Source organism: Janthinobacterium sp. LS2A (assembly GCF_036543145.1).
Classification (GTDB): Bacteria; Pseudomonadota; Gammaproteobacteria; order Burkholderiales; family Burkholderiaceae_D; genus Janthinobacterium; species Janthinobacterium aestuarii.
Window position 1 is genome coordinate 219,345 of the sequence record NZ_JAZHPB010000005.1, and the last position, 24,600, is coordinate 243,944.

The window sequence follows — 24,600 nt, forward strand, 5'->3', positions numbered from 1 at the left end:
TGCTCACGCACAAAGGATGCATGAAATTATCTGACTACGCCTTCCTGCTGGCCAGCCTGTGCGCTGCAGCGGGCGCACACGCGGCCCCGGCGCCTGCGCCAGCCGCTGCGCCAGTCACTGCCCCCGCCGCTTCGACTCCTCCCGCCAAACCGCCGCCGGCCACCGCCGCGCCCGCCGCCACCGAACATGCGGCCCTGCCGCCGCCCTCGTCCGCCGCGCAAAAACTGTACACGGCCGCGCGGGCCGACATCCTGCAAGTGCGCGTGCTGCTGAAAAACGGCCGCACGCAGTCGTCGGTCGGCTCGGGCTTCTTGATCGGCACAGGCGACCTGGTGGTGAGCAACTATCACGTGGTGTCCCAGTTCGCGCTCGACCCCGATACCTATGTGGGCGAATGGGTCGACACGAGCGGCCAGCGCGGCAATGTGGAATTGCTGGCCGTCGACGTGCTGCACGACCTGGCCGTGCTGCGCGTCAACCGCCACGGCACGGGTTTCTTCAAGATACCGGAAACGCTGGCGCCGCTGACGCAAGGCCAATACCTGTATTCGATGGGCAATCCGCTGGACCTGGGCTTCGCCATTTCGGAAGGTTCGTACAACGGCGTCGTCACGCGCAGCTTCTACGACCAGCTGATGTTTACGGGGCCGATCAATTCCGGCATGAGCGGCGGCCCCAGCGTCACGGCGAATGGCGACGTGGCCGGCGTGAACGTGTCGAAACGCCTCGACGGCGAACTCGTCAGTTTCCTCGTGCCCGCCCGCTATGCCCAGCAATTGCTGGCCAAGGTGGCGCAGCAAGGCAAGCCGCCGAAAGACTTCAAGCCGCTGGTGACGGCGCAGCTGCTGGCGCACCAGGAAGTCATGCTGGCGCGCCTGCTCGACACGCCCTTGAGCCTGAAAGCCATGGGCCCGTACCGCGTGCCCGTGCGCGAGTCCGACCAGATGCGCTGCTGGGGCCGCTCCAACGTCAAGTCCGACAAGCCCTACATGCTCGACAACACCAGCTGCGCCATGGAATCGGCCATCTTCATTTCCGGCGCCCTGCAGACGGGGCAAGTGTCGATGCGCCACGAATTCTTGCGCAGCAGCGAACTGGGCGCGCTGCGCTTTTCCGAACTGGCCAGCGCCTCGTTCAAGAATGAAAGTTTCGGCAGCTACAAGAGCGTGAATCTGACGGGCCCGCAATGCACCGAACAGTTCGTCAAGAACAAGACGCTGCCCCTGCGCGCCGTCCTGTGCGTGCGCGCCTACCGCAAGTTTACGGGACTGTACGACTTTGCCCTGCTGGCCGCTAGCACCGATGAGCCACTGATGAGCCTGCAAAGCCGCATCGACGCGCGCGGCGTGTCCTACGCCAACGGCATGCGCGTCACGCGCACCTTCCTCGAAGCGCTGTCGCGCGCGCCCACCACCACCAGCAGCCGCAAGCCATGAAGCCGCCCTATTACCTTGAAATCCTCGCCGAGAATGGCGAAGTGCAGCGGCGCCAGCGGATCGAGTCCCTGCCGATCCGCATCGGCCGCGGCTACGGCAACGACTTCATCCTCGACGACCCGCATACGGCGGCCGAGCACGCCATTGTGGAAGACGACGGCGACGGCGGCCTGCTGCTGCGCGACCTGGGCAGCCAGAACGGCGTGATCCACCGGGGACAGCGGCAACCGCAAGTGGCCTTGAGTGGCAACAGCATCGTGCGCCTCGGCCACACGCGCCTGCGCGTGCGGGCCAGCGATCATCCGGTGGCGCCCGAACTGGGCGACACGACCCGGCACGACTGGGAAGGCTTGCGCCCCGCCGTCGCCGGCCTGGCCATGATCGGCGCCTCGGCCGCCTTCAGCAACTGGCTCAGCGATGCGGACGCCTTCGAGCCGATTTCCTATCTGATGATCGTCGCCTATGCGCTGGCCGGCGGCCTCGTATGGGCGTCGGTCTGGGCCGTGGCAAACCGATTGTTCGGCCATGTGGCGCGCTTCGGCCGCCACCTGTTCATCATCGGCTGCGGCCTGCTGGCCATGGAAGTGTGGGAGCTGGCCAGCAACGTGGCGGCGTACGCGCTGTCGCTGGAAGCGCTGACGCGCTACGGACGGCATATGTTCATCATCATCGTGTGCGCCATGATCTACTACCATTTGTGCACGATCAAACCGCAGCACCCGCGCCGCTTCGGCCTCGTCGCCGTCGTGCTGGCCATCCTCGGCTCGAGCCTGATCCTGCTGAGCAACCTGCAGGCCAGCGGCCGCCTGGCCGACGAGACCTACATGTCCGTGATCTACCCGTCGGCCTTGCGCCTGAGCCCGGATCACACGACGGACGCCTTCTTCCGCGACGCGGCCGGCCTGCAGCGCGCCGTCGATGCCGAACGGGGCAAGGCGGCCAAGGGCGCCGACGAAGACGAAGACAGCGGCGATTAAGAGGCCGACATGCAAAAAGCCCGCCGTGTCCTGACAGACCGGCGGGCTTTTTATTATTGCTTGGAACTTCTGCTTAGAACTTCGCTTCCTGCTTGCGGCGCGCCGTAAAGCCCAGCAAGCCCAGGCCGATCAGCAGCATGGCGTAGGTGCTTGGCTCAGGGACGGCCGAGATCAAGCCGTCATTGGCACCGAAGCTGGCGAAATTGTTGTTGCCCGCCTTGAACTGCGCTTGCTGGCCGCCATCGCAGCAGCCTTCCAGGCCGTAGATGCTCAGGGTGTGGTTACCGGCCGACAAGGCGCTCGAACCGCTGAAGAACTGGCTGCCATTGTTGTAGTTGCCTGCCCACCACATGTCGTTGCTCTTGAAGTCCAGCGCCACGCCGTCGAGGAACAGGGCGCCGCCCTTGCCGAAGTCGACGCCGCTGCGGAAGCTCCAGGCGCCCGCATCGGCCGCGCTGACGCCAAAGTTAATCACCGACTTAAAGGCGATGTTCGAGCCGCTGCCGAACAGGCCGCTGTTGCTGACGTTGTCGTAGCTGGCGATCGTCGTCGAGCCATAGCCGGCGCCTGGCGTGGCCACGGCGGCATTCACGACGGACTGGTAGTCGGCGGCCGAGCTTTGCGCACCGGCGCCCGAATAGCCGGTGGAGACGGTGATGGTGCTGGCGTTCGCGTGGGCAAACACACCGACGGCGATCAGGGACAGGGCGATTTTAGGCAGGTTTTTCATGATGGTATCCAGTAAGTAAGTATTCAGTGGGCGCAGCAAGGGGCGCTGGAGCTGAATACACGCTGCATTGAGGCGTGTCGGCGTAGCGCTAGGGATTGCGTGAATGAGCGGTCGGGGACGTGGCTTCCACAAAACAGCGCGGACTTGCGGCGTGCCATGGCGGCACTGCAAGCGTCCTGGAAAGGGTTCGGGTTCCCGGGACAAGGCCAGACAATTGACGGGTCAGGTAAGACGTTGGAGCTATTCTAGCTTAAATTTCCAGGAAGAAAAGTATTTTTCTTTTAGCCATGAAAGATATTTTTCTGGCAAGCGTCTGTCCAGCGGCAGAAAAGCACCATCTTCCACTCTGTCGCAACGACCGTGCGCGGCGCGCGGCGTGTCGCGGCGGCACCACAGACCAGTCCGTCAGTGTCGCATCTTGCGCATTTCTTTTCGCATGCCGCTGCACCACGGGGCGAAACAGCATGGCAAAATGTAGTCACGCTGCTATCTGTCCGATGAGGGGGAAAGAGGAATGGTCGACCTGGAAGAACTACGCTATCTGGCACTGTCGTTTCCCGACACTACAGAGGAAGAACACCACGACCGTCCATCGTTCCGCGTGGGCGGGAAGATCTTCGCCACCCTGCCCGACGACGAGCACATCAATGTGCTGCTCGATGCGGAAGCGGCGCATATCGCCACCGTCATCACGCCAGCGGGCTGCGAGAAACTGTGGTGGGGCGAACGCCTGGCCGGCATCACGGTGTGCCTGGCGGACGCCGAGCTCGACATGCTGGCCGCCGCCCTGACGGCCGCCTGGCGGCGCAAGGCGCCCAGCGACCTGGCCAAGACCATCGCCCCGACAGGATAGTTACATCGGCCAATTACGCAGCAGCAAACCCACCATCTGCTGCAATTGCTCGCGCGAGACGCCGGCCGCCGCCTGGATGGCCATGCCCTGCGACAGGGTCACGACAAAGCGCGCCTGCTGCTCCGGGCAGGAATCGGGCGGCAAATCCCCCTCTTCCTTGGCGCGCCGCAAGCGGTCGCGCAATTTGATTTCACCGCGCAGCCGGCGCGCGAACAATTCATCGCGGATCGGCAGGGCATCGTCGCTGCAGGCCAGTGCCGCATTGACGCCCATGCAGCCGTGCGGGCCGTCCGGCATGGTTTGCGCGTCGACATACTGCGTCAGCAAGGCTTCCACCACCTGGCGCGCCGTCGGCTGTTCCAGCGCCGCATCGAAAAACCGCATGCGCGTGTCGCTGTAGCGCTCGAGCGCCTTGTGGAACAGCTGCTCCTTGTTGCCGAAGACGGCATACAGGCTGGGCCGGTTCATGCCCATGGCCTTCGTCAATTCCGGCAGGGAACTGCCTTCATAGCCCTTTTCCCAGAACACTTTCATGGCGCAATCGAGCGCCTCGTCCGCGTCAAAGGTGCGTGGGCGGCCCGTTTTTGCCTTGGCTGTCTCAGCTGTTTTTTCTTGTTTCATACCGATCGGTAAAAAATTATGACAACGATGTTCGTTTCCAGATATTATATACCGACCGGTTAAAAACCTCCGGGCTTTTCAGGAACCCCTATGCACACACCCTCCAACACTTCTGGCGACGATACCACCGTGGCGCCGTGGCTGGCCGTCCTGTCGGTCGGCATCGGCGCTTTCGCCCTCGTCACCTCCGAATTCCTGCCCGTCGGCCTGCTGCCAGCCATGGCCGCCGAACTGGCCATCAGCAAGGGCCAGGCGGGACTGATGATCACCACGCCCGGCATCGTTGCCGCGTTTGCCGCCATCTTCGTCACCGTCGGCTCGGGCCGCCTGGACCGCCGCATCGTGCTGCTGGCCCTCACCGCCCTGCTGATCGCCTCGAACCTGCTGGTGGCGCTGGCGCCGTCATATGGCTGGATACTGCTGGGCCGCGCCATGCTGGGTGTGGGCGTGGGCGGCTTCTGGGCCATCGGCAGCGCCATCGGCCCGCGCCTCGTGTCGCCGCAGCATGCGTCGCGCGCCATGTCCATCATCTTCGCCGGCGTCTCGCTGGGCACGGTGGCGGGCGTGCCGGCCGGCGCGCTGGTAGGCGAACTGGTGGGATGGAGGGTCGCTTTCGGCGCGGCCAGCGCCATTGCCGTGCTGGTCTTCATCGGCCAGCTATTGCTGCTGCCCAGGCTGCCGCCGACACAGGCCATCCGCTTGCGCCAGTTGCCGATGATTTTCGGCATCCGTAAAGCCAGGCTGGGCCTGATCGCCACGGCCCTGATCTTCACGGGCCAGTTCGCCGCCTACACATATATCGCGCCGTTCCTCACGCAAGTGTCGCACCTGGCGGCCGGCACCGTCAGCGCGATGCTGCTCGTGTACGGCGCTTCCGGTTTCATCGGCAACCTCGTGGGCGGCTGGGCCGCCGGCCGCTACGAACGGGCCGCGCTGATGGTGACGGGCGCCGTGCTGGGCTTGTCCACCCTGGCCCTGGCCGCGTTCGGCAGCCATGCACTCACCGCCATGCTGCTGGTGGCCGTGTGGGGCTTCGGTTTCGGCGCCATGCCGATCGCCGTGCAGACCTGGATGTTCAAGGCGGCGCCGCATTTGATGGAAGGCAGCAGCGCGCTGTTTGTCGCCATCGTGCAAGTGTCGCTGGCGTCGGGAGCGTTGCTGGGAGGCATGGCCGTCGACCGGCTGGGCGTATCGAGCGCGATGGTGGTCGGTGGCCTGTTCGCCCTCGGCTGCGCCTTGACGATCGCGATCTTCGGCAAGCCGCAAGCCAATGCCAAGGCTGGCGCGGCCTGCGTCGCCTCGTAGAAAATCAGATGCGGCCGCGGCGAAATTCGCCGAGGAATTTCGTCACTTCGGCCGGCGTCATCACGACGTCCGCGTCGCCGTGATATGCATACAGGAAAGGCGTGCCACCCAAGCGGTCCGTCAGCTTGGCAAACAGTAAAAAACGGCTGCCCAACGGATAGCGCTGCAGGTCGGCCAGGCGGCGCGAACACTGCACGGCCAGCTCGGGTGAGAAAGCCTGGCCCGGCACGGGGCGGATTTCCACGTGGCCATCGATGGCGCGCGATTCGACGGCAACGTGCCGGTATGCATAAGTATCACGGGCCATGCCGCCACCTTGAATGAAGTAAAGGCGCCATCTTAAGCGAAGTGGGCGCCTGGCGTGTTACTGCGGCACGATGCGCAGCAAGCGGCCATTGTCTTCATCGGTCAACGCATACAGATAGCCGTCCGGCCCCTGGCGCACGTCGCGCACGCGCGCGCCGATGTCCAGACGGTCCTGTCCCATCACCTTGCCGTTCGCGTCAACGGCGATGCGGCGGATATCCTTGGCTGCCAGGCCGCCGCTGAAGATGCTGCCGCGCCAGGCGACAATCTTGTCGCCTGTGTAGACGGCCAGTCCCGACGGCGCCGGCGACGGCACCCAGGCCACGCTCGGATTGAGCATGCCCGCCACTTCGTGCTTGCCAACGGGCTCATGCGTCTTGTAGTCGGCGCCATAGCTTTGCAAAGGCCAGCCGTAATTACCGCCTGCCGTCACCAGGTTCAGCTCGTCGCCGCCATACGGCCCGTGTTCCGTGGCCCACACGCGGCCGGAAACAGGATCGAGCGCCAAGCCCTGCACGTTGCGGTGGCCATACGACCAGATTTCCGGCAAGGCCCCCTTGGCCGCCAGCGGATTGCCGGGCGCCGGTTTTCCCTCGTCCGTCAGGCGCAGGATGGAGCCCTGGTGCGTGGCCAGGTTTTGCGCCTGCTCGCGCGCCAGCCGGTCACCGATGCGCAGCGGTGGGTTGCCACCATCGGCCACGCTCATCAGCAAAGTGCCATCCGGCAGCCACAGCAGGCGCGAACCGAAATGCTGGCCGCCGCTCTTGTCGGTTGCCACCTTGAACAGGGTCTGGATGCCCGTCACCTTCTTGCCGTCGAACACGCCGCGCACGAGGGTCGTGCGGTTGGCGTCGTTGTTGCCTGTCGATACCGTCATGTACACACGCGGATTCGGCTTGGCCGCATCCTGCGGATGAACGACGATGTCGAGCAGGCCACCCTGCCCGCCCGTAAACACCTTGGGCATGCCTTCCAGCGCAACGTCCTCGAATTTCTTGCCATTGAGCAGATGCAAGGTCCCCTGCTTGCTGGTGATGAGCGCGCGCCCCTCGCCCAGCCAGGCGATGCCCCACGGCTGGCGCACGCCCTGCGCGACGGTCTCGGCCTTCCAGCCCTGTTTGGCGGCGGGCGGCTCGCCCGTGGCTTGCAGTTCGGCGTGGGCGGGCATGGCGCAAGCGGCGAAAGCTCCCAGCAGCAGTGCGGTGGCAAGGTGTGTGCGCTTGATGGTTGGCATCGGAAATTCTCCTGTGTCGTCAATGAAAAAAGGCGGCCGGGATGGTCTTTGCCATCGCGCCGCCTTTAAAAATAGCACAAATTACACGGCGGACGCGCCGCCGTCTCATGCGATCAGCGATACACCAGATAGTACTTGGCGCGCGCGGTGCCCTTCTGTGCGCCACCCGTCTGCACCAGCGCCACGGGGTCGCCAGCGGCCGTGTGGAAGATGCCGATGCCGTAACTTTGTTCGCCGCCAATCACCGGCAGGCTAACACTGCCTGCAGGGAACAGCAGTTCACCGCTATATTTCTTGTAGCTGGTCTGATATACCGTATCGTTGGCTGGATAAGCGTAGTCAAGCGAACTTTCCATCAGCAGCACTTCCGCTCTGGCGGGCGAATAACTCATCGCTTGCATGCTGTTGCTGCCGCCGCTGCTGCTTGAACCAAAGGTAAAGCGCCCCATGTATTGCAACGTATCGGTACTAAAGTAGGTACCGTTTGCGGTAAACAACAAATCTTCCTTCGGAGACAGGAAGAACGGTGACGAAATGTAATAGTCGCTATACACAGTGCCGTTGGTGAGGATGGCGTGCGTTTGCGGGTCAATGGTGAAATACGAGAGAGTCGCGTAATTACCCTGCGAGAGAAATGCCTTGTTCTTCGATGCCGCAAACACGCCGCGCAGGGCGCCATAGAAACCGCTATTACCAAACTCAAGCGAAGGCATCGCCTGTCCCGTACGTGCGTTGATAACAGCAACAGCGGGCCGTGCGTATGAAACAGTCGATTGGCCCGAGAGAAATACCACGCCGGCGTTGGTAACGAATACTTCCGTTTGCATGCCACCGGTGCCGGACGATTTCAACAGGCTCCCCGACACCAGATCAACCAGACTGACCACGCCATCATGCAACACAGCAGCCAGTTTGCCGTCCGGACTCAGATTGAAGGTCTTGACCGCTGTCGGCAGATCAATGCTGGTGGTCGCACCATCGACCGGATTGATGACTTTGATTGTGTACGGCTCCGCAGTCACCACGACCAGGCGGTCAACAGCCTGGCTATAACGCATTTCAACCGGCTTGAACGGCAATGCGACCACGCTCGAAGTCGACGTGACCGCATTGAGCTTCAGGTAAGCGACGGCCGTCTGGCGGCCGTTGCTCACTGTCAGCGACAACACGTAAGCACCAGCCACGTCCGGCGTAAATGCAGGAATCGCCGCCGTCGCTGCACCTACAACGGCAACAGAACCGGACGGACGGGTATCGACCGCCCAGGCATAGCTCAGCGGAGCACCACCCTCGTCATAGCTCAGGATGCCGCTGGTGACCACCGGCTGGCCTATCGGCACCGTTTGCGTGTCGCGGCTGATAACAGCCACCGTACCGCGGATGACGCCGACCGGCGCCTTGTTGGCGGCACTGATCTGGTACACCGTGTCTGCATATGCGCCCTTGCCATCGGTAGTGTGGGCGCGCACTTGGTACATGCCCATCACATCGGGCGAGAAGACGGCGCCTTGTCCCGTGGCATACAGCGTGGACATGCTGTCGACCGGCTTTGTTATCAATTGCCATGTCGTACTGACGACGTCGCCGTCGACATCCGTACTGCCTGAGGCGTCGAGGGCCACGCCAGAACCGACCGACACGGTCAGGAGCGGCTGATTCACTGGCACCGCCGTAAAGGTAGCCCGAATCACAGTGACCGCATTCGGTGGGGTATTGTCGGCAATCACAGTTACGCTCTTGTCTGAGAACGCACCCTTGCTGTCTGTCACACGCAAATTGAATACATAGTTACCCAGTACATCGGGCTTGATACTGAGCTTGGCACCGGTGGGAGTAACGGGCACGTAGGCGCTGCCAGCAGGTTTGGCGACCAGGCTCCAAATATAGCTGAGTACATCGCCTTCCGCATCGCTGCTACCAGACGCATCAAGCACCACATCGGCGCCTGTGGTGGCGGTAGCGTCGGCACCGCTGCTGCCATTGCTGACCGTGCCAGCAAAGTAGACAGCGGCTTTTGGTGCCGTATTGACCGGCGGAGGCGATATAGTATCGTTTCCACCGCCACCGCCACCGCCACCACCGCCACACCCGGCCAGCATGGCCATGGCCAGCATCCCAACGCCCAACCAGCGCACGACTGGCCCTTGCATACGACTGCGCATATGATTCCGTTCTCTCAATATTCCCGTGGTTATAAGGTGACGTCTTGTCGCGTCCGAAAAAGCGGACAAATATTATCATGACAATAACGTTAAATTTTCACCAAATTTCACTTTAGAAATATTAATTTTCAGGAATCATTAAAACAGCGCTGCCGGGTACGCTCAGGCCCGCAACAGCAAGGCCACGGCTTCCGCCGCGATGCCCTCTTCCCGGCCCAGGTAACCGAGCTTTTCATTCGTCTTGGCCTTGATGTTGACCTGGCTCACACTCACGCCCAGGTCTTCGGCCACGTTGGCGCACATGGCGGCAATATGCGGCGCCATTTTCGGGCGCTGGGCGATGATGGTGGCGTCGATGTTGCCGATCACATAGCCGGTGGCTTGCACGCGGCGCACGGCTTCGCGCAGCAGGGTGCGCGAATCGGCGCCCTTGAATTGCGCATCCGTGTCGGGAAAATGACGGCCGATGTCGCCCAGGGCGGCGGCGCCGAAGATGGCGTCCGTGATCGCGTGCAGCAGCACGTCCGCGTCGGAATGGCCGAGCAAGCCCAGGTGATGGGGAATCTTCACGCCGCCAATGATCAGGTCGCGGTTTTCCACCAGCGCGTGGCAGTCATAGCCCTGGCCGATGCGTAATGGGAGGTCAGGTGTCGTTGTGTTCATGCGTGTCTCTCAGGAATTCAAGGATGGGCCAAATACAGCTCGGCCGTGTGTATGTCGCGCGGCAAGGTCACCTTCAGGTTGCGCGGGTGGCCTTCGACGAGCTTGGGCGCCAGGCCCAGCGCTTCGACGGCGCTGGCGTCGTCCGTGATCGCTTGCGGATCGGGCGCTTCGGATAATGCCTTGTGCAGCAAGGCATAGCTGAACATTTGCGGCGTCTGCGCCAGCCACAGGCCGTCGCGCGGCACCGTCTGCGCAGACAGGCTGCCCTGCCCCGCCCGCTTGACGGTGTCGACCACGGGCAAGGCCAGCAAGCCCCCGGCCGCATGCCCACCGACTTCGGTGATGAGCTTTTCGATCAGCGCCGGCGTCAGGCCGGGACGGGCCGCGTCGTGCACCAGCACCTGGTCGTGGGCAACGAGGCTGCCGTGCAAGGCGTGCAAGCCATTAAGGATGCTTTCCATGCGCGTGGCGCCGCCGCAGCGCAGCACAGTGACGCCCTGTTCCGGCACGACCGTGTCGATCACGCCATCGTCGGCGCTGACGACGACATAGGTGTGCGCGATCAGGGGGCTGGCGAGAAAGGCGTCGAGCGCATGGCGCAGCATGGGTTTGCCGGCGATGGGTAAATACTGCTTGGGACTGCCCGCTTCCATGCGCGCGCCCACGCCAGCGGCGGGGATCAGCGCAAAGTAGCGGACGGTATTCGGTGCTGCTGTCATGCCATTCCTTGTCTAGTTGGCGGGCGCTGCCTTGCCCGCCAGGATGTTCTGGATTTCGCCCTTGCACGCCTTGCCCAGGCGTGCATATTCTTGTGGAGAATCGATGGCCGCCTGCAAGGTTTCCACCTTGCGCATTTCTGCCTTGATATACGGCAACCAGCCCGTGTCGATCTCGCGCGCCAGCGCCGCCTTGGCTGTGCCGCTGGGCGCGTACAGGGGCCGCGCCTCGAAGCGTTTGGCCAGCGCGGCGCGCACGGTCTTTTCCACGCGCGGCAAGTGTTCCATATAGGTCTTCATGTGCCGCAGCTCGTGCGCGAGTATCTCATCATACGCGCAAGTGCCTGGGGCAAACTCGCGGCCGATATAGATCACCACGGGCGCATACGTGAGGCTCACGGTAATCTGCGGCGCCACGCATTCATAGCCGCTGGCCGGGTCTTGCAGCATGGGGCCGGCCAGGGCGATGGCCACGCGCGAATCCGTCTTGGTCAATCCCAGTACCCAGGTATTGGCGCGCGCCATGCCCTTCATCACCGTCAGGGCCTTGTACGGCAGATGCGTGTCGATGCTGTAGCCATTCTGCTGCGCCGTCAGCACGGACACCGTCTTGCTGATCGTGTCTTCGCAGCGCACCTGGAACGGCGTGCGCGCGGCCGCCAGCGTGTCCAGGCTGGCCGTCGCCAGCAGCAGGAAGATTGCCGTGCGCATGCGCTGTATCAGGCCGGCTGCCACACGCCGCTGGTGATCTTGTCAAGCCAGAAGATACCGATGACGGTTTTCACGTCCGTGATCGTGCCATCCTTGACCCAGTCGAGCAGCTGCGGCACTGTGGCCGTAAATGTCTCGAGGAATTCGCCCTCATCGAGCTGGCGTTCGCCAGCCACCAGGCCGCGCGCCAAAAACAGTTCCAGATGTTCATCGGAATACGCGATGGCGTTGTGGATGGTGGAGACGAATTGCCAGTCGCTGGCCGTGTAGCCCGTCTCTTCCAGCAACTCGCGCTGGGCACACGCCAGGTGCGATTCGCCCGCGTCGATCTTACCGGCCGGGAATTCAATAAAGACCCGGTCCAGCGGATAGCGGTACTGGCGTTCCATCAGCACCGTGCCATCGTCGAGCAGCGGCAGGATGACGACGGCGCCCGGATGCAAGACGAATTCGCGCGCCGTGATCTTGCCGTCCGGCAGGGCAACACGGTCGCGCTGCACGCGCAGGAAGCCGCCTTGGTAAACGAGCTCGCCATCGACCTTGGTTTCAATCAATTGCGTATCAGTGGCTTGGGTATCCATGGAATTCCTTTATTCAATAAAAAACGGCGCCAGAGGCGCCGCTTTCGGTCGTTGTTGCTAACGGCGTTTGCGCAGGTAACGCCCGACAAAGCCTGGGAAAGCCAACACCAGGAACAGACAGCCGGTGATGGCGTAGAACTCCCACGTCTGCGGGAAACCGTTGCCGATGCGTGCTTCGAGCGCGAACGCCACGGCGCCGACGATGAAGTACAGAATCACCATCTCCAGCAGGCGCAGCGCCAGCGGCTTGCGCCAGCCCTGCTCCGCCTGCGCCGCCTTTTTCAGGGGCACGGCGGCAAACAGTTTCTCGTTCAAGAAAGGCAGGTTGGCGCCCAGGATGCCCAGGGCAATCACCAGCCAGCTCGAGACGGTGACATCCATCGGTCAGGACGCCAGGGTCTTGGTGATGGCCGAAGCGCAGGCCGCCAGGATGCTGTTAGGCATGACGCCCAGCGCCAGGACGAATACGCCGTTCAGTGCCAGCACGACGCGCATGTCGCCATGCACGACCAGTGCATTGGTATCGGTCGGCTCGTCGAACCACATCATTTTCACGACGCGCAGGTAGTAGAAGGCACCGATCAGCGAGAACAGCACGGCGGCGATGGTCAGCCACAGCTGGCCCGTGGCCAGCACGGAGGCCAGCACCGAGTACTTGGCCATGAAGCCCATCAGCGGCGGCACGCCGGCCAGCGAGAACATGAACAGGGTCATCACCAGAGCGAAGATCGGGCTGCGTTTGCCCAGGCCCTTGAAGTCGGCCAGTTCTTCCGCTTCGAAACCACTACGTGCCAGCAACATGATCACGCCGAAGGTACCCAGGGTGGTGAACACGTAGGTGATGACGTAGTACATCGAGGCGCCGTAGGCGGTGGCTGCGCCAGCCGCGTTCAGGGTGTTGTTCGGTGCGTCAACGGTACCGGACAGCAGACCCAGCAGCACGAAGCCCATTTGCGCGATGGTCGAGTACGCCAACATGCGCTTCAGATTCGTTTGCGCGATGGCGGTGAAGTTACCGATGGCCAGCGACATCACGGCCAGCACGAGCAGCATTTGCTGCCAGTCATGCGCCATCGGCAGCAAGCCCTCGCCCAGCAAGCGCAGGGTAATGGCAAACGCGGCCAGTTTCGGCGCGCCGCCCAGCAGCAGGGTCACGGCCGTCGGCGAACCTTGATACACGTCAGGCACCCACATGTGGAATGGCACGACGCCCAGTTTGAAGGCCAGGCCGGCTACGAGGAACACCAGGCCGAAGACCATGATGGTGCCGTTGGTCTTGCCGTTTTCCAGCGCCACGCGCAGTTCGCCCAGATCCAGCGTGCCGGAGGCGCCGTACAGCATCGAGATACCGTACAACATGAAACCGGAAGCCAGTGCGCCCAGGATGAAGTATTTCATGGCCGCTTCCGTGGCCTTGGCATTGTCACGGCGCAAAGCGATCAGCGCGTACAGCGACAGCGACATCAGTTCCAGACCCAGGTAGATGATCAGGAAGTTGTTGGCCGAGATCATGATCATCTGGCCCAGCAGTGCAAACAGGGCCAGCACGTAGAACTCGCCGCCCAGGTTGCCCGACAGCATGTTGCGGTCGGTGGCATAGGTACGCGAGTAGATCAGGGTCAACGCCACGGCGCCGTACGAGAACAGTTTCAACAGCTGCGACATCGGGTCCGACACGAACATGTTATGGAACGTGTAGACGGTGGTGCCCGCGTTGAAGTCGCCCACGGTCAGCAAGGCGCAGCCTGCCAAGGTCAGCAGGGACAGCGCATAGGTGATCGAACGCTTCGCCGCAGGCAAGAACATATCGATCAGCAAGAGCGCCGACGTGGCGATCAGCAGAAAGATTTCCGCGTACAGCGGTACCAGATTAGGTGCATTAGTCATGTTATCGGTCTTCTATTTAAGGCAACTTGCTGGTGGCGACATGCTGCAGCAGGTCAGCAACCGAAGTTTGCATCGTGTCGGTGAACGGGGCTGGGTACAGACCCATCACGAGCACGGCGATGGCCAGCACAGCAAGCATGAAGAATTCACGCTTGTTGATGTCGGTCAGTTCGGCCACATGCTTGTTCTTGATCTTGCCGAACACCACGCGCTTGGCCATCCACAGCGAGTACGCCGCGCCCCAGATCAGTGCCGTTGCAGCCAGCAGACCGATCCAGAAGTTGTATTTCACCGCGCCCAGGATCACCATGAACTCGCCGACGAAGCCGGACGTCGCTGGCAGACCACAGTTGGCCATCGAGAACAGTACGAAGAAGGCGGCAAATTTCGGCATGCGGTTCACGACGCCGCCGTAGTCGGCGATGTTGCGGGTATGCATGCGGTCATACAGCACGCCGATGCACAGGAACATCGCGCCGGAGATGAAGCCGTGCGAGACCATCTGCACGATACCGCCCTGCACCGAGATGTCGTTGAACATGAAGAAGCCCAGGGTCACGAAACCCATGTGCGCGATCGACGAATAGGCGACCAGTTTTTTCATGTCGGTTTGCACCAGGGCAACCAGACCGATGTAGATGACGGCGATCAGCGACAAGGCGATCATGAAGCCCGACAGGTAGTGGCTGGCGTCCGGCGTGATCGGCAGCGAGAAACGCAGGAAACCGTAGGCGCCCAGTTTCAGCATGATGGCGGCCAGCACGGCGGAACCACCCGTAGGCGCTTCCACGTGGACGTCCGGCAACCACGTGTGGACGGGGAACATCGGCACCTTGACGGCAAACGCCATCAGGAAGGCCAGGAAGATGAAGATCTGTTCGTTCATCGTCAGCTTGAACGCGTGCCAGGCCAGGATGTCGAAGGTGCCCGACACATTGCGCAGGTAGATGATGGCAACCAGGGTCAGCAGCGAACCGAAGAAGGTGTACAGGAAGAACTTGAACGACGCGTACACGCGGTTCGAACCGCCCCAGATACCGATGATGATGAACATCGGGATCAGGGTTGCTTCAAAGAAGAAATAGAACAGCAAGCCGTCCAGGGCGCAGAACACGCCGATCATCAGGCCCGACAGGATCAGGAAGGAGCCCATGTACTGGGCGATGCGCTTCTCGATCACTTGCCAGGCCGAAATGACGACGATGACCGTGATGAAGGCCGTCAGTGGCACGAACCACAGCGACAGGCCGTCGATACCCAGCGAGTACCAGATATTGAAAGTTTCAATCCACGGTGCTTTTTCGACGAATTGCATGCCGTGTGCGGCGTTGTCGAAATGCTGGATCAGCGGCAAGGTGCACAGCATGCTGAGCACGGCGCCAGCCAGCGACAGCCAGCGGGTAAAGCCCGCTTTGCTGTCACGGCCGAGAGCCAGGATCAGGACGCCGCAAATGATCGGCACCCAGATCGACAGACTCAGGTAAGGAGGTAATGTAGAAATCGTAGACTGCATCATGGTTCTCAGTATTCTTTTATCAGGTCAGCTTACTTAGCGGGCCAGAATGGCAGGAAATAGATCAGGAAGCCCAGCACGCCCAGGATCATCACGAATGCATAGTGATAGATGTAGCCGGTCTGCAACACTCGCGACAGCGAGGACAGCCAGGCGACGACCTTGGCGCTACCGTTGACCAGCAGGCCATCGATCAGCTTCTTGTCACCGAAGTTCCACAGGCCATTACCCAGCAAGCGGGCACCGCCGGCGAACACGACTTCATTGAACTTGTCCATGTAGTACTTGTTGTCCAGCAGAGTGTGGATCGCGTGGAACTTGGCAAAGAACCAGGCCGGTACACGCGGGTTGACCATGTAGCAGTAGTAGGCTGCCACCACGCCGGACAATGCCAGCCAGAACGGTGCCGTCGACAGGCCGTGGATCGCCATCGCCATTGCGCCGTGGAATTCATGCGACAACTCTTCCATTGCTGGATGGTTTTCGCCGACGAAGATCACGCCCTTGAAGAAATCGCCATGCAGCATCGGGCCGATCGTCAGGTAACCGATGATCAGCGACGGGATCGCCAGCATCACCAGAGGGAACCAGACGACGAATGGGGACTCGTGCGGCTTCTGGCCAGGTTCCAGACCGTGGTGCGCGTGGTCGTCTTCCTCTTCCTCGTGATGATCGTCATGTGCATCGCCGTGCGCGCCATGGGCCGCTTTCGGTGCGTGATGGTCGTCGTGACCGTGCGCATGCGCCTGGCCAAAACGTTCCTTGCCGTGGAAGACGAGGAAATACATGCGGAACGAGTAGAAGGCGGTGACGAACACGCCAGCCAGCACGGCGAACTGGGCAAAGCCAGCGCCCCAGATGTGCGTCGCTTCGACGGCTTCGATGATGCTGTCTTTCGAGTAGAAACCGGAGAACAGCGGCGTGCCGATCAGGGCCAGCGAACCGACCAATGACGTGATCCACGTGATCGGCATGTACTTGCGCAGGCCGCCCATGTTGCGGATGTCCTGATCGTGGTGCATGCCGATGATGACGGAACCGGCGCCCAGGAACAGCAGTGCCTTGAAGAATGCGTGCGTCATCAGGTGGAACACGGCCACCGAGTACGCGGACGAACCGAGCGCCACGGTCATGTAGCCGAGCTGCGACAGGGTCGAGTAAGCAACGACGCGTTTGATGTCGTTCTGGATGATGCCCAGGAAGCCCATGAACAGCGCCGTGATGGAGCCGATCACGAGGATGAAGGACAGTGCCGTGTCGGACAGTTCGAACAGCGGCGACATGCGCGAAACCATGAAGATACCGGCCGTCACCATCGTCGCGGCGTGGATCAGTGCCGAGATCGGGGTAGGACCTTCCATCGAATCAGGCAGCCACACGTGCAGCGGGAACTGCGCCGATTTACCCATCGCGCCGATGAACAGGCAGATGCAGGCTACGGTCAGCAGGGCCCAGTCGGTACCGGGCAAGCTCAACAGCGCCAGTTCGTCTTTCTTGGCGAACACTTCCTGGTAGTTCATGGTGCCGGCGTAAGCCAGCAGCAGGCCGATACCGAGGATGAAGCCGAAGTCGCCCACGCGGTTGACGAGGAAAGCCTTCATGTTGGCCACGATGGCCGTCGGACGCTGGTACCAGAAACCGATCAGCAGGTAAGAGACCAGGCCCACGGCTTCCCAACCGAAGAACAGTTGCAGGAAGTTGTTGGCCATGACCAGCATCAGCATCGAGAACGTGAACAGCGAGATGTAGGCGAAGAAGCGGTTGTAGCCTTCGTCGTCCTTCATGTAGCCGATCGTGTAGATGTGCACCATCAGGGAGACGAAGGTGACCACGCACATCATCATCGCCGACAGCGAATCGATCTGGAAGCCCACTTCCATCTTCAGGGTGCCGATCGTCATCCAGTTATAGATCGTGCCATTGAATGTCGCGCCATCCATCACTGCCAGCAGTGTCTGCACGGACAGGATGAACGCAATCAGTACGCCCAGGATCGTCGCGGTATGCGACGTCTTGCGTCCGACCAAATTACCCAGGAACTGGGTGCCAAGCAAGCCTGCAATCGCGGCACCGGCCAGCGGCGCCAGCGGTACGGCAAGAAGGAGGTTAGGGTTGAGGAGTTGCCCCGCCATGATGAACCTTAATCGTTATTATTCGAGAGATCGAGTCTGAAAAACATCAGCCTTTGAGGCTGTCCAGGTCTTCGACGTTGATGGTATCCAGATTACGGAACATCACCACCAGAATAGCCAGACCGATAGCCGACTCAGCGGCGGCAACCGTCAGGATGAAGAAAACGAAGATCTGACCGGCCGCGTCGCCCATGAAATGGGAGAACGCGATGAAATTCATATTCACCGCCAGCAGCATCAATTCGATTGCCATCAGCAATACGATGATGTTCTTGCGGTTCAGGAAAATACCGACGATCGAGATTGCGAACAGGATCGCGCCCAGGACCAGAAAATGTGTGAGCGATAATGTCATGGTGCCTCCTTAACTTCCGGCTCAGCCGCAGGACGCTCGACAACCGCGTCCATCTTGATGATCTTCAGGCGGTCGTTGCGCTTGACGCGCACGGCATCGCCCGGAGCAAAGTGCTTGGTGTCCTTGCGTTTGCGCAGGGTCAGCGCGACGGCGGCAACGATGGCCACCAGCAGCACGACGGCGGCGATCTCGAAGGCGAACACATATTCCGTGTAGATCAGCAGGCCCAGTTCCTTGGTGCCACCCAGGTTGACGTTGACCGGCGCGATGCTAGGCGCAAAGTTACGGAAACCGTGCCACAGGACAGCGGCCATTTCCAGCACGATGATCACGCCCACCGTCACCGACAAAGGCAGGTAGCCCCAGAAGCCTTCGCGCATGCGGTCGATATTGATATCGAGCATCATGACCACGAAGAGGAACAGCACCATCACGGCGCCGACGTACACCAATACCAGCACGATGGCCAGGAATTCAGCTTGCAGCAGCATCCAGATGCCCGCTGCGGAAAAGAAGGACAGTACCAGGAACAGTACTGCGTGGACCGGATTACGGGCCGTGATGACGCGCGTCGCTGCCAGAATCAAGATCAGCGCGAAGGCGTAAAACAAAATTGTTTTAAAGTCCATAAAAAACCCAATAGACGTACAGATGAACGAGGGGCGCGCCGCAGCCAGTGGCTACGGCGCATCCATCAGCGATAAGGTGCGTCGGCGGCGCGCGCAGCGGCGATGTCATTTTCATAACGATCACCCACGGCCAGCAACATCTCTTTCGTGTAATACAAATCCCCGCGTTTCTCGCCGTGGTATTCCAGGATTTGCGTCTCGACGATCGAATCGACCGGGCAGGACTCTTCGCAGAAACCGCAGAAGATGCACTTGGTCAAATCAATATCGTAACGCGTGGTGCGGCGCGAACCGTCGTCACGCTGTTCCGATTCGATCGTGATGGCCATCGCCGGGCAAACCGCTTCGCACAGTTTGCAGGCGATGCAACGTTCCTCGCCGTTCGGGTAGCGGCGCAGCGCGTGCAAGCCACGGAAACGCGGCGAGATCGGTGTCTTCTCTTCCGGGAATTGCACCGTGATCTTGCGCGAAAACATGTACTTGCCTGTCAGCGCCATGCCCTTGATCAGCTCGCCTAACAAGAGGCTGCTGAAGAAATCTTTTACCTTATCCATTCGTATGCACTCTCTTACTTCCAAATATTCCAGGATGTCTGCATCCAGGCAGCGACGAAGACCAGGTAGACCAGCGTCAACGGGATAAACACTTTCCAGCCGAGGCGCATGATCTGGTCATAACGGTAGCGTGGGAAAGTACCGCGCACCCAGATGAACACCGACACGATGAAGAAGGTCTTGGCGAACAGCCAGAAGAAGCCGCCGAAACCACCCCAGAACTCGAGGAAGGCAAATGGTGCGGACCAGCCACCGAGGAACATGAGCGAAGTCAGCGCGCCGATCAGGATCATGTTGGCGTATTCGGCCAGCATGAACATGGCGTAGGCCATGCCCGAGTACTCGACCATGTGGCCGGCAACGATTTCCGACTCGCCTTCGACGACGTCGAACGGGTGACGGTTGGCTTCAGCCAAGCCCGATACCATGTAGATGACGAACATCGGCAGCAGCGGCAGCCAGTTCCACGACAGGAAGTTCACGCCCTTGTCGGCGAAGTAGCCGATTTGCTGGCCGCCAACGATGTCGATGAAGTTCAGGCTGCCCGAGACCATCAGCACGATGACCATCACGAAGCCCATCGGGATTTCATACGAAATCATCTGAGCCGAAGCACGCATGGCGCCCATGAACGAGTACTTCGAGTTCGAGGCCCAGCCGGCGATGATGATGCCGTAGACTTCCATCGAGGTAATCGCCAGCAGCATCAGCAAACCCGCGTTGACGTTGGCCAGCACGGCTTGCGGACCGAACGGCACGACCGACCATGCGGCCAGGGCCGGCATGATGGTCATGATCGGACCGATCACGAACAGGCCCTTGGCGGCCTTGGACGGGATGATGATCTCTTTGAACAAGAGTTTCAGCGCATCGGCGATCGGCTGCAGCAAGCCCAGCGGACCCACGCGGTTCGGGCCGACGCGGATCTGGATCCAGCCGATCAGCTTGCGTTCCCACAAGGTCAGGTAGGCAACCAGGCCCATCAGCGGCAACAGCACGCATAGGATCTTGATCAGGGTCCAGAAGAACGGCCAAGAGCCGCCCAGCAAATCCTGGCCACTGCTGTTGATGACGTTTACAAATTCAGGCAGAGCCATCAGATTTTCCCCTCTGCTGTTTCAACTGTGATGTCACCGAACATGCCGCCCAGGCCAGCCGTCGAGGCATGCGCCGCCGACACCTTGACCACATTGGCTGGCAGGCCGGCGTGAATTGCCGCCACCAGGATGGCGCTGCCGGAGCCTTGCGCCACTTTGACCTTGTCGCCCGCCTTGATGCCCAGCTTGCCAGCCAGTTCGGCGGACAGGTGTGCTTGCGGCGTGGCGCCATCGACCGTGCGTTGCAACGGTTCGGAGCGGCGTACCAGCGCGTCGGCGAAGTAGATCGGCACGTCGGCGATGCGTTGCAGCGCTGGCGAAGCCGGTGCGTACGTTGCCGCTTCCGGTGCGTTCTTGGCGATATTGTTCAGCTGTGCCGACAGATCGGTCACGCCGGCACCAAACGCTTCGTCGCGGATCGCTTCGGAAGTGTCGTAGTCGAAACCGGCCAGGCCCAGGATGTTGCCCAGGACGCGCAGCACTTTCCAGGCTGGACGGGTTTCCGCCAGCGGTTTCACGGTACCGTTGAAGCTTTGCGCGCGGCCTTCGCAATTGACGAAGGTGCCCGAGGTTTCAGCGAACGGAGCGATCGGCAGCAAAACGTCGGCGTAATCCATGCCGTGCTTGAAGGCGGACATGGCCACGACCATGTCGGCGCCATCCAGGGCGGCGCGGGCCGCTTGTGGATTGGCGGCATCGAGTTCCGGCTCGGCGTGCAACAGCACGTAGGCTTTCTTCGGTACGGCAAACGCAGCTTGCACATTGGCGCGCGGCTTGGCGACCAGGTGCGCGCCAACCGTGTTGGCCGCTTCCGTCAGGTAACCGAGCTTGGCGCCCGTCTGTTCGGCGATCCATTGCGCGGCAGCATGCAGTTGCGACGCTTGCGGGTGTTGCGTTGCCGCGTTACCCAGCAGCACGGCGCCATGGTCGCCAGCCATCAGGCTGGCGGCGATGGCCGTTGCCACGTCCGAAGCGGCGACCGCTTCGAAACCGGCTGGCGCGGCGATCTCTTTGGCTTTGGCAACAGCGACAACCACTTCCGACAAGGCCGCCAGCCAATCGCTTGGTGCGACGATCATCTTATTGGCGATGGTGATCAGTTGATCATCGTCGGAGGCGTGCAGAATCGACAGCTTGGCGCCGCCCTTGACGGACGCGCGCAAACGCGTGGCCAGCAATGGGTGATCCTTGCGCAGGAACGAGCCGATGACGAAGGCACGCTTGATCTGGCCAAATTCGTTGATCGGCATGCCCAGCCATGGCTTGACGCCGGCGTCCAGCGCGAAGTCGGTCTGGCGCAGGCGGAAGTCGACGTTCTCGGAACCGAGACCGTTGGCCACTTTTTGCAGCAGGACCAGCTCTTCGACGGTCGAATGCGGCGTTGCCAGCGCGGCGATGGCGTCGGCGCCATGTTCGTGCTTGATGTTTTTCAAACCGTGCGCCACGTATTCCAGCGCGGTTTGCCAATCGACTTCTTTCCACTCGTTGCCTTGTTTCAGCATCGGGGTCGTCAGGCGTTCGGCGCTGTCCAGCGCTTCGTACGAGAAACGGTCCTTGTCCGAGATCCAGCACTCGTTGACGGCTTCGTTTTCCAGCGGCAGTACACGCTTGACCTTGCCAGCTTTCACTTGCACGATCAGGTTCGAACCGAGGCCGTCATGCGGGCTGACCGATTTGCGGCGCGACAGTTCCCACGTACGGGCGCTGTAGCGGAACGGCTTCGAGGTCAGTGCGCCAACCGGGCACAGGTCGATCATGTTGCCCGACAGTTCGGAGTCGACCGACTGGCCGACAAACGACACGATTTCCGAGTGTTCGCCGCGGCCGATCATGCCCAGCTCCATCACGCCGGCCACTTCCTGGCCAAAGCGTACGCAACGGGTGCACTGGATGCAGCGCGACATCTCTTGCATGGAAACCAGCGGACCGGCTTCCTTCGGCGTGACGACGCGCTTGTCTTCCTTGTAGCGCGATTCGCTCTTGCCGTAGCCCACTGCCAAGTCTTGCAACTGGCATTCGCCGCCCTGATCGCAGATAGGGCAATCGAGCGGGTGGTTAATCAGCAAGAATTCCATGACCGACTTTTGCGCCTGCACAGCTTTATCGCTGGCGGAGCGCACGATCATGCCGGCACTGACCGGGGTCGCACAAGCGGGCAAAGGCTTGGGGGCCTTTTCCACTTCGACCAGGCACATGCGGCAGTTCGCTGCGATCGACAATTTCTTGTGATAGCAGAAGTGCGGAATGTAGGTTCCCAATTTGTTGGCGGCGTCCATCACCATGCTACCAGCAGGGACTTCGACTTTTTTGCCGTCTATTTCGATTTCAACCATGGTGATCGTTACCTGACGCAGCTTAGATATATGCGGGCACTAAGCAATGCTTGTGCTCGATATGATATTCAAATTCTTCACGGAAATTCTTAATGAAGGCCCGTACCGGCATGGCAGCCGCATCGCCCAGCGCGCAAATCGTGCGGCCCTGGATGTTGTCGGCGATCGAGTTGAGCATGTCCAGGTCGTCTGGACGACCCTGCCCCTGCTCGATGCGGTGCACCATGCGGTACATCCAGCCTGTGCCTTCACGGCAAGGCGTACACTGGCCGCACGATTCTTCAAAGTAGAAGTAGGACAGGCGTTCCAGCGCCTTTACCATGCAGCGTGTTTCGTCCATCACGATGACGGCGCCCGAACCGAGCATCGAACCGGCTTTCGCGATCGAGTCGTAGTCCAGGTCGGTCTGCATCATGATGTCGCCGCGGATCACCGGAGCGGACGAACCGCCAGGGATTACGGCCTTGATCTTTTTGCCACCGCGCATGCCGCCTGCCAGTTCCAGCAGGGTCGCAAACGGGGTGCCGAGCGGCACTTCATAGTTGCCCGGTTTTTCCACGTCGCCCGAGATCGAGAAGATCTTCGAACCGCCGTTGTTCGGCTTGCCCATCGCCAGGTATTTCTCTGGACCGATATTCAGCACGAATGGCACGGCCGCGAAGGTTTCCGTGTTGTTGATCGTCGTCGGCTTGCCGTACAGGCCAAACGAGGCAGGGAAAGGCGGCTTGAAGCGCGGCTGGCCTTTCTTGCCTTCCAAGGACTCCAGCAGGGCCGTTTCTTCGCCGCAGATGTAGGCGCCATAACCATGGTGCGCATGCAACTGGAACGAGAACTCGCTGCCCATAATCTTGTCGCCCAGGAAGCCGGCGGCGCGCGCCTCTTCCAGCGCTTCTTCGAAACGCAGGTATTCCTGGAAGATCTCGCCGTGGATATAGTTGTAGCCCACGGTGATGCCCATCGCATAAGCGCCAATGGCCATGCCTTCGATCAGCGCATGGGGATTGTAACGAATGATGTCGCGGTCCTTGAAAGTGCCCGGTTCGCCTTCATCTGTATTACAGACGAGGTATTTCTGGCCCGGGAACTGGCGCGGCATGAAGCTCCACTTCAAGCCGGTAGGGAAACCCGCGCCGCCACGGCCGCGCAAGGACGACGCCTTGAGGTCGGCGATGATCTGTTCCGGCGTGATTTTCTCTTCCAGGATACGCCGCAGGGCCGAATAGCCGCCGCGGTTCACATAATCTTGCAAATGCCAGTTCTTGCCATCCAGATCCTTCAGGATCAATGGATCGATATGGCGGTTGTGGAGTGACGTCATTTCTTGAGTTCCTCCAGCATGGCGTCGATCTTCTCGTTCGACATCCAGCTGCACATGGTTTTATTACTGACCAGCAAGACAGGCGCATCGCCGCAAGCACCCATGCACTCGCCTTCAACCAGGGTGAACTGGCCGTCTGCGGTGGTTTCGCGGAAATCGATACCCAGTTTCTGCTTCAGGTACTCTGCAGCGCGCACGCCGCCCGACAGGGCGCATGGCAGGTTGGTGCACACGGTGATCTTGTGCTTGCCCACGGGTTTCACGTTGTACATATTGTAGAACGTGGCCACTTCCTGCACGGCAATCGCCGGCATGCCGATGTAATCGGCCAGTTCCTTCATGGTTTCCGGCGCCAGCCAGCCCATTTCATCCTGGGCATGGGCCAGCGCGGCCATGACGGCCGACTGACGCTGGTCGGCCGGATACTTGGCCAGCTCGCGGTCAATTTTCTTATAGCATTGCTCTGATAACAACATACTTTTTGCCT

At 61.1% G+C, this 24,600-nt stretch carries 24 protein-coding genes; 4 read left to right on the forward strand and 20 right to left on the reverse strand.

Annotated features, from left to right (window positions below):
* The first annotated feature begins 20 nt into the window (after window positions 1–20).
* Complete coding sequence (locus tag V3C40_RS16300) at window positions 21–1,436, forward strand: S1 family peptidase (protein ID WP_331777986.1); 1,416 nt, start codon at window positions 21–23, stop codon at window positions 1,434–1,436.
* Window positions 1,433–2,413, forward strand: a complete 981-nt coding sequence (locus V3C40_RS16305; protein ID WP_331777987.1) for an FHA domain-containing protein — start codon at window positions 1,433–1,435, stop codon at window positions 2,411–2,413. The genes V3C40_RS16300 and V3C40_RS16305 overlap by 4 nt, the downstream gene beginning before the upstream one ends.
* Window positions 2,414–2,486: 73 nt before the next feature.
* Here the strand turns inward: V3C40_RS16305 and V3C40_RS16310 are convergent, their stop codons facing one another.
* On the reverse strand, window positions 2,487–3,143 hold the full coding sequence (locus V3C40_RS16310; RefSeq protein ID WP_072454057.1) for a CCXG family PEP-CTERM protein: 657 nt from the start codon (window positions 3,141–3,143) through the stop codon (window positions 2,487–2,489).
* A gap of 514 nt (window positions 3,144–3,657) precedes the next feature.
* On the opposite strand from V3C40_RS16310, the gene V3C40_RS16315 reads away from it, so the two are divergent.
* Window positions 3,658–3,996, forward strand: a complete 339-nt coding sequence (locus V3C40_RS16315) for an MmcQ/YjbR family DNA-binding protein (RefSeq protein WP_072452751.1) — start codon at window positions 3,658–3,660, stop codon at window positions 3,994–3,996.
* Here the strand turns inward: V3C40_RS16315 and V3C40_RS16320 are convergent, their stop codons facing one another.
* A complete protein-coding gene (locus tag V3C40_RS16320; protein WP_072452749.1) occupies window positions 3,997–4,617 on the reverse strand; it encodes a TetR/AcrR family transcriptional regulator in 621 nt (206 codons plus the stop codon).
* Window positions 4,618–4,707: 90 nt separating this feature from the next.
* Here V3C40_RS16320 and V3C40_RS16325 point away from each other — a divergent pair, with 90 nt between their 5' ends.
* Window positions 4,708–5,922, forward strand: coding sequence for an MFS transporter (locus V3C40_RS16325; RefSeq protein ID WP_051991039.1), 1,215 nt, complete (start codon window positions 4,708–4,710; stop codon window positions 5,920–5,922).
* Between the two features lie 4 nt (window positions 5,923–5,926).
* Here V3C40_RS16325 and V3C40_RS16330 read toward each other — a convergent pair whose 3' ends face one another.
* The 18 genes from V3C40_RS16330 to nuoE all read right to left on the reverse strand — a co-directional run bounded on the left by V3C40_RS16330 (window position 5,927) and on the right by nuoE (window position 24,589).
* Window positions 5,927–6,229, reverse strand: a complete 303-nt coding sequence (locus tag V3C40_RS16330) for a hypothetical protein (protein WP_070302176.1) — start codon at window positions 6,227–6,229, stop codon at window positions 5,927–5,929.
* Window positions 6,230–6,286: 57 nt separating this feature from the next.
* Window positions 6,287–7,462: a PQQ-dependent sugar dehydrogenase gene (locus V3C40_RS16335; RefSeq protein WP_331777988.1), complete on the reverse strand. Its 1,176-nt coding sequence runs from the start codon at window positions 7,460–7,462 to the stop codon at window positions 6,287–6,289.
* Window positions 7,463–7,575: 113 nt separating this feature from the next.
* Window positions 7,576–9,567 carry a PKD domain-containing protein gene (locus V3C40_RS16340; protein ID WP_331777989.1) on the reverse strand — a complete coding sequence of 664 codons (1,992 nt, stop codon included), beginning with the start codon at window positions 9,565–9,567 and terminating at the stop codon, window positions 7,576–7,578.
* 219 nt (window positions 9,568–9,786) lie between these two features.
* Window positions 9,787–10,287 (reverse strand): 2-C-methyl-D-erythritol 2,4-cyclodiphosphate synthase, encoded by a 501-nt coding sequence (gene ispF / locus V3C40_RS16345; protein WP_331777990.1) that lies wholly within the window; start codon window positions 10,285–10,287, stop codon window positions 9,787–9,789.
* Between the two features lie 17 nt (window positions 10,288–10,304).
* A complete protein-coding gene (gene ispD / locus V3C40_RS16350; RefSeq protein WP_331777991.1) occupies window positions 10,305–11,006 on the reverse strand; it encodes a 2-C-methyl-D-erythritol 4-phosphate cytidylyltransferase in 702 nt (233 codons plus the stop codon).
* Window positions 11,007–11,018: 12 nt separating this feature from the next.
* Complete coding sequence (locus tag V3C40_RS16355; protein ID WP_034750291.1) at window positions 11,019–11,714, reverse strand: membrane protein; 696 nt, start codon at window positions 11,712–11,714, stop codon at window positions 11,019–11,021.
* A gap of 8 nt (window positions 11,715–11,722) precedes the next feature.
* Window positions 11,723–12,295: an NUDIX domain-containing protein gene (locus V3C40_RS16360; protein ID WP_034749968.1), complete on the reverse strand. Its 573-nt coding sequence runs from the start codon at window positions 12,293–12,295 to the stop codon at window positions 11,723–11,725.
* Window positions 12,296–12,352: 57 nt separating this feature from the next.
* A complete protein-coding gene (locus V3C40_RS16365; protein ID WP_034749970.1) occupies window positions 12,353–12,676 on the reverse strand; it encodes a DUF2818 family protein in 324 nt (107 codons plus the stop codon).
* Between the two features lie 3 nt (window positions 12,677–12,679).
* Window positions 12,680–14,182 carry an NADH-quinone oxidoreductase subunit NuoN gene (nuoN, locus tag V3C40_RS16370; protein WP_034749973.1) on the reverse strand — a complete coding sequence of 501 codons (1,503 nt, stop codon included), beginning with the start codon at window positions 14,180–14,182 and terminating at the stop codon, window positions 12,680–12,682.
* Window positions 14,183–14,198: 16 nt separating this feature from the next.
* Entirely contained in the window at window positions 14,199–15,698 is a 1,500-nt protein-coding gene (locus tag V3C40_RS16375) for an NADH-quinone oxidoreductase subunit M (RefSeq protein WP_034749975.1), read from the reverse strand.
* Window positions 15,699–15,727: 29 nt separating this feature from the next.
* On the reverse strand, window positions 15,728–17,827 hold the full coding sequence (nuoL, locus tag V3C40_RS16380) for an NADH-quinone oxidoreductase subunit L (protein WP_034749978.1): 2,100 nt from the start codon (window positions 17,825–17,827) through the stop codon (window positions 15,728–15,730).
* Between the two features lie 46 nt (window positions 17,828–17,873).
* Window positions 17,874–18,182 carry an NADH-quinone oxidoreductase subunit NuoK gene (nuoK, locus tag V3C40_RS16385; protein WP_010399724.1) on the reverse strand — a complete coding sequence of 103 codons (309 nt, stop codon included), beginning with the start codon at window positions 18,180–18,182 and terminating at the stop codon, window positions 17,874–17,876.
* The gene (locus V3C40_RS16390; RefSeq protein WP_034749981.1) at window positions 18,179–18,811 is read right to left on the reverse strand and encodes an NADH-quinone oxidoreductase subunit J; all 633 of its coding nucleotides are present in this window, start codon (window positions 18,809–18,811) and stop codon (window positions 18,179–18,181) included. The genes nuoK and V3C40_RS16390 overlap by 4 nt, the downstream gene beginning before the upstream one ends.
* 65 nt (window positions 18,812–18,876) lie before the next feature.
* Window positions 18,877–19,365 carry an NADH-quinone oxidoreductase subunit NuoI gene (nuoI, locus tag V3C40_RS16395; RefSeq protein WP_010399726.1) on the reverse strand — a complete coding sequence of 163 codons (489 nt, stop codon included), beginning with the start codon at window positions 19,363–19,365 and terminating at the stop codon, window positions 18,877–18,879.
* Between the two features lie 14 nt (window positions 19,366–19,379).
* Entirely contained in the window at window positions 19,380–20,462 is a 1,083-nt protein-coding gene (gene nuoH, locus V3C40_RS16400) for an NADH-quinone oxidoreductase subunit NuoH (RefSeq protein ID WP_034749983.1), read from the reverse strand.
* On the reverse strand, window positions 20,462–22,795 hold the full coding sequence (nuoG, locus tag V3C40_RS16405; RefSeq protein ID WP_331777992.1) for an NADH-quinone oxidoreductase subunit NuoG: 2,334 nt from the start codon (window positions 22,793–22,795) through the stop codon (window positions 20,462–20,464). Before nuoG ends, nuoH begins: the two co-directional genes overlap by 1 nt.
* Window positions 22,796–22,817: 22 nt before the next feature.
* Window positions 22,818–24,113 (reverse strand): NADH-quinone oxidoreductase subunit NuoF, encoded by a 1,296-nt coding sequence (gene nuoF / locus V3C40_RS16410; RefSeq protein ID WP_010399729.1) that lies wholly within the window; start codon window positions 24,111–24,113, stop codon window positions 22,818–22,820.
* A complete protein-coding gene (nuoE, locus tag V3C40_RS16415) occupies window positions 24,110–24,589 on the reverse strand; it encodes an NADH-quinone oxidoreductase subunit NuoE (RefSeq protein WP_331777993.1) in 480 nt (159 codons plus the stop codon). The genes nuoF and nuoE overlap by 4 nt, the downstream gene beginning before the upstream one ends.
* Between the last annotated feature and the right edge of the window lie 11 nt (window positions 24,590–24,600).

Coding starts and splice junctions, on each gene's coding strand:
- V3C40_RS16300 (WP_331777986.1), top strand. CDS start 21: ATGAAATTATCTGACTACGCCTTCCTGCTGGCCAGCCTGTGCGCTGCA.
- V3C40_RS16305 (WP_331777987.1), top strand. CDS start 1,433: ATGAAGCCGCCCTATTACCTTGAAATCCTCGCCGAGAATGGCGAAGTG.
- V3C40_RS16310 (WP_072454057.1), bottom strand. CDS start 3,143: ATGAAAAACCTGCCTAAAATCGCCCTGTCCCTGATCGCCGTCGGTGTG.
- V3C40_RS16315 (WP_072452751.1), top strand. CDS start 3,658: ATGGTCGACCTGGAAGAACTACGCTATCTGGCACTGTCGTTTCCCGAC.
- V3C40_RS16320 (WP_072452749.1), bottom strand. CDS start 4,617: ATGAAACAAGAAAAAACAGCTGAGACAGCCAAGGCAAAAACGGGCCGC.
- V3C40_RS16325 (WP_051991039.1), top strand. CDS start 4,708: ATGCACACACCCTCCAACACTTCTGGCGACGATACCACCGTGGCGCCG.
- V3C40_RS16330 (WP_070302176.1), bottom strand. CDS start 6,229: ATGGCCCGTGATACTTATGCATACCGGCACGTTGCCGTCGAATCGCGC.
- V3C40_RS16335 (WP_331777988.1), bottom strand. CDS start 7,462: ATGCCAACCATCAAGCGCACACACCTTGCCACCGCACTGCTGCTGGGA.
- V3C40_RS16340 (WP_331777989.1), bottom strand. CDS start 9,567: ATGGCCATGCTGGCCGGGTGTGGCGGTGGTGGCGGTGGCGGTGGCGGT.
- ispF (WP_331777990.1), bottom strand. CDS start 10,287: ATGAACACAACGACACCTGACCTCCCATTACGCATCGGCCAGGGCTAT.
- ispD (WP_331777991.1), bottom strand. CDS start 11,006: ATGACAGCAGCACCGAATACCGTCCGCTACTTTGCGCTGATCCCCGCC.
- V3C40_RS16355 (WP_034750291.1), bottom strand. CDS start 11,714: ATGCGCACGGCAATCTTCCTGCTGCTGGCGACGGCCAGCCTGGACACG.
- V3C40_RS16360 (WP_034749968.1), bottom strand. CDS start 12,295: ATGGATACCCAAGCCACTGATACGCAATTGATTGAAACCAAGGTCGAT.
- V3C40_RS16365 (WP_034749970.1), bottom strand. CDS start 12,676: ATGGATGTCACCGTCTCGAGCTGGCTGGTGATTGCCCTGGGCATCCTG.
- nuoN (WP_034749973.1), bottom strand. CDS start 14,182: ATGACTAATGCACCTAATCTGGTACCGCTGTACGCGGAAATCTTTCTG.
- V3C40_RS16375 (WP_034749975.1), bottom strand. CDS start 15,698: ATGATGCAGTCTACGATTTCTACATTACCTCCTTACCTGAGTCTGTCG.
- nuoL (WP_034749978.1), bottom strand. CDS start 17,827: ATGGCGGGGCAACTCCTCAACCCTAACCTCCTTCTTGCCGTACCGCTG.
- nuoK (WP_010399724.1), bottom strand. CDS start 18,182: ATGACATTATCGCTCACACATTTTCTGGTCCTGGGCGCGATCCTGTTC.
- V3C40_RS16390 (WP_034749981.1), bottom strand. CDS start 18,811: ATGGACTTTAAAACAATTTTGTTTTACGCCTTCGCGCTGATCTTGATT.
- nuoI (WP_010399726.1), bottom strand. CDS start 19,365: ATGGATAAGGTAAAAGATTTCTTCAGCAGCCTCTTGTTAGGCGAGCTG.
- nuoH (WP_034749983.1), bottom strand. CDS start 20,462: ATGGCTCTGCCTGAATTTGTAAACGTCATCAACAGCAGTGGCCAGGAT.
- nuoG (WP_331777992.1), bottom strand. CDS start 22,795: ATGGTTGAAATCGAAATAGACGGCAAAAAAGTCGAAGTCCCTGCTGGT.
- nuoF (WP_010399729.1), bottom strand. CDS start 24,113: ATGACGTCACTCCACAACCGCCATATCGATCCATTGATCCTGAAGGAT.
- nuoE (WP_331777993.1), bottom strand. CDS start 24,589: ATGTTGTTATCAGAGCAATGCTATAAGAAAATTGACCGCGAGCTGGCC.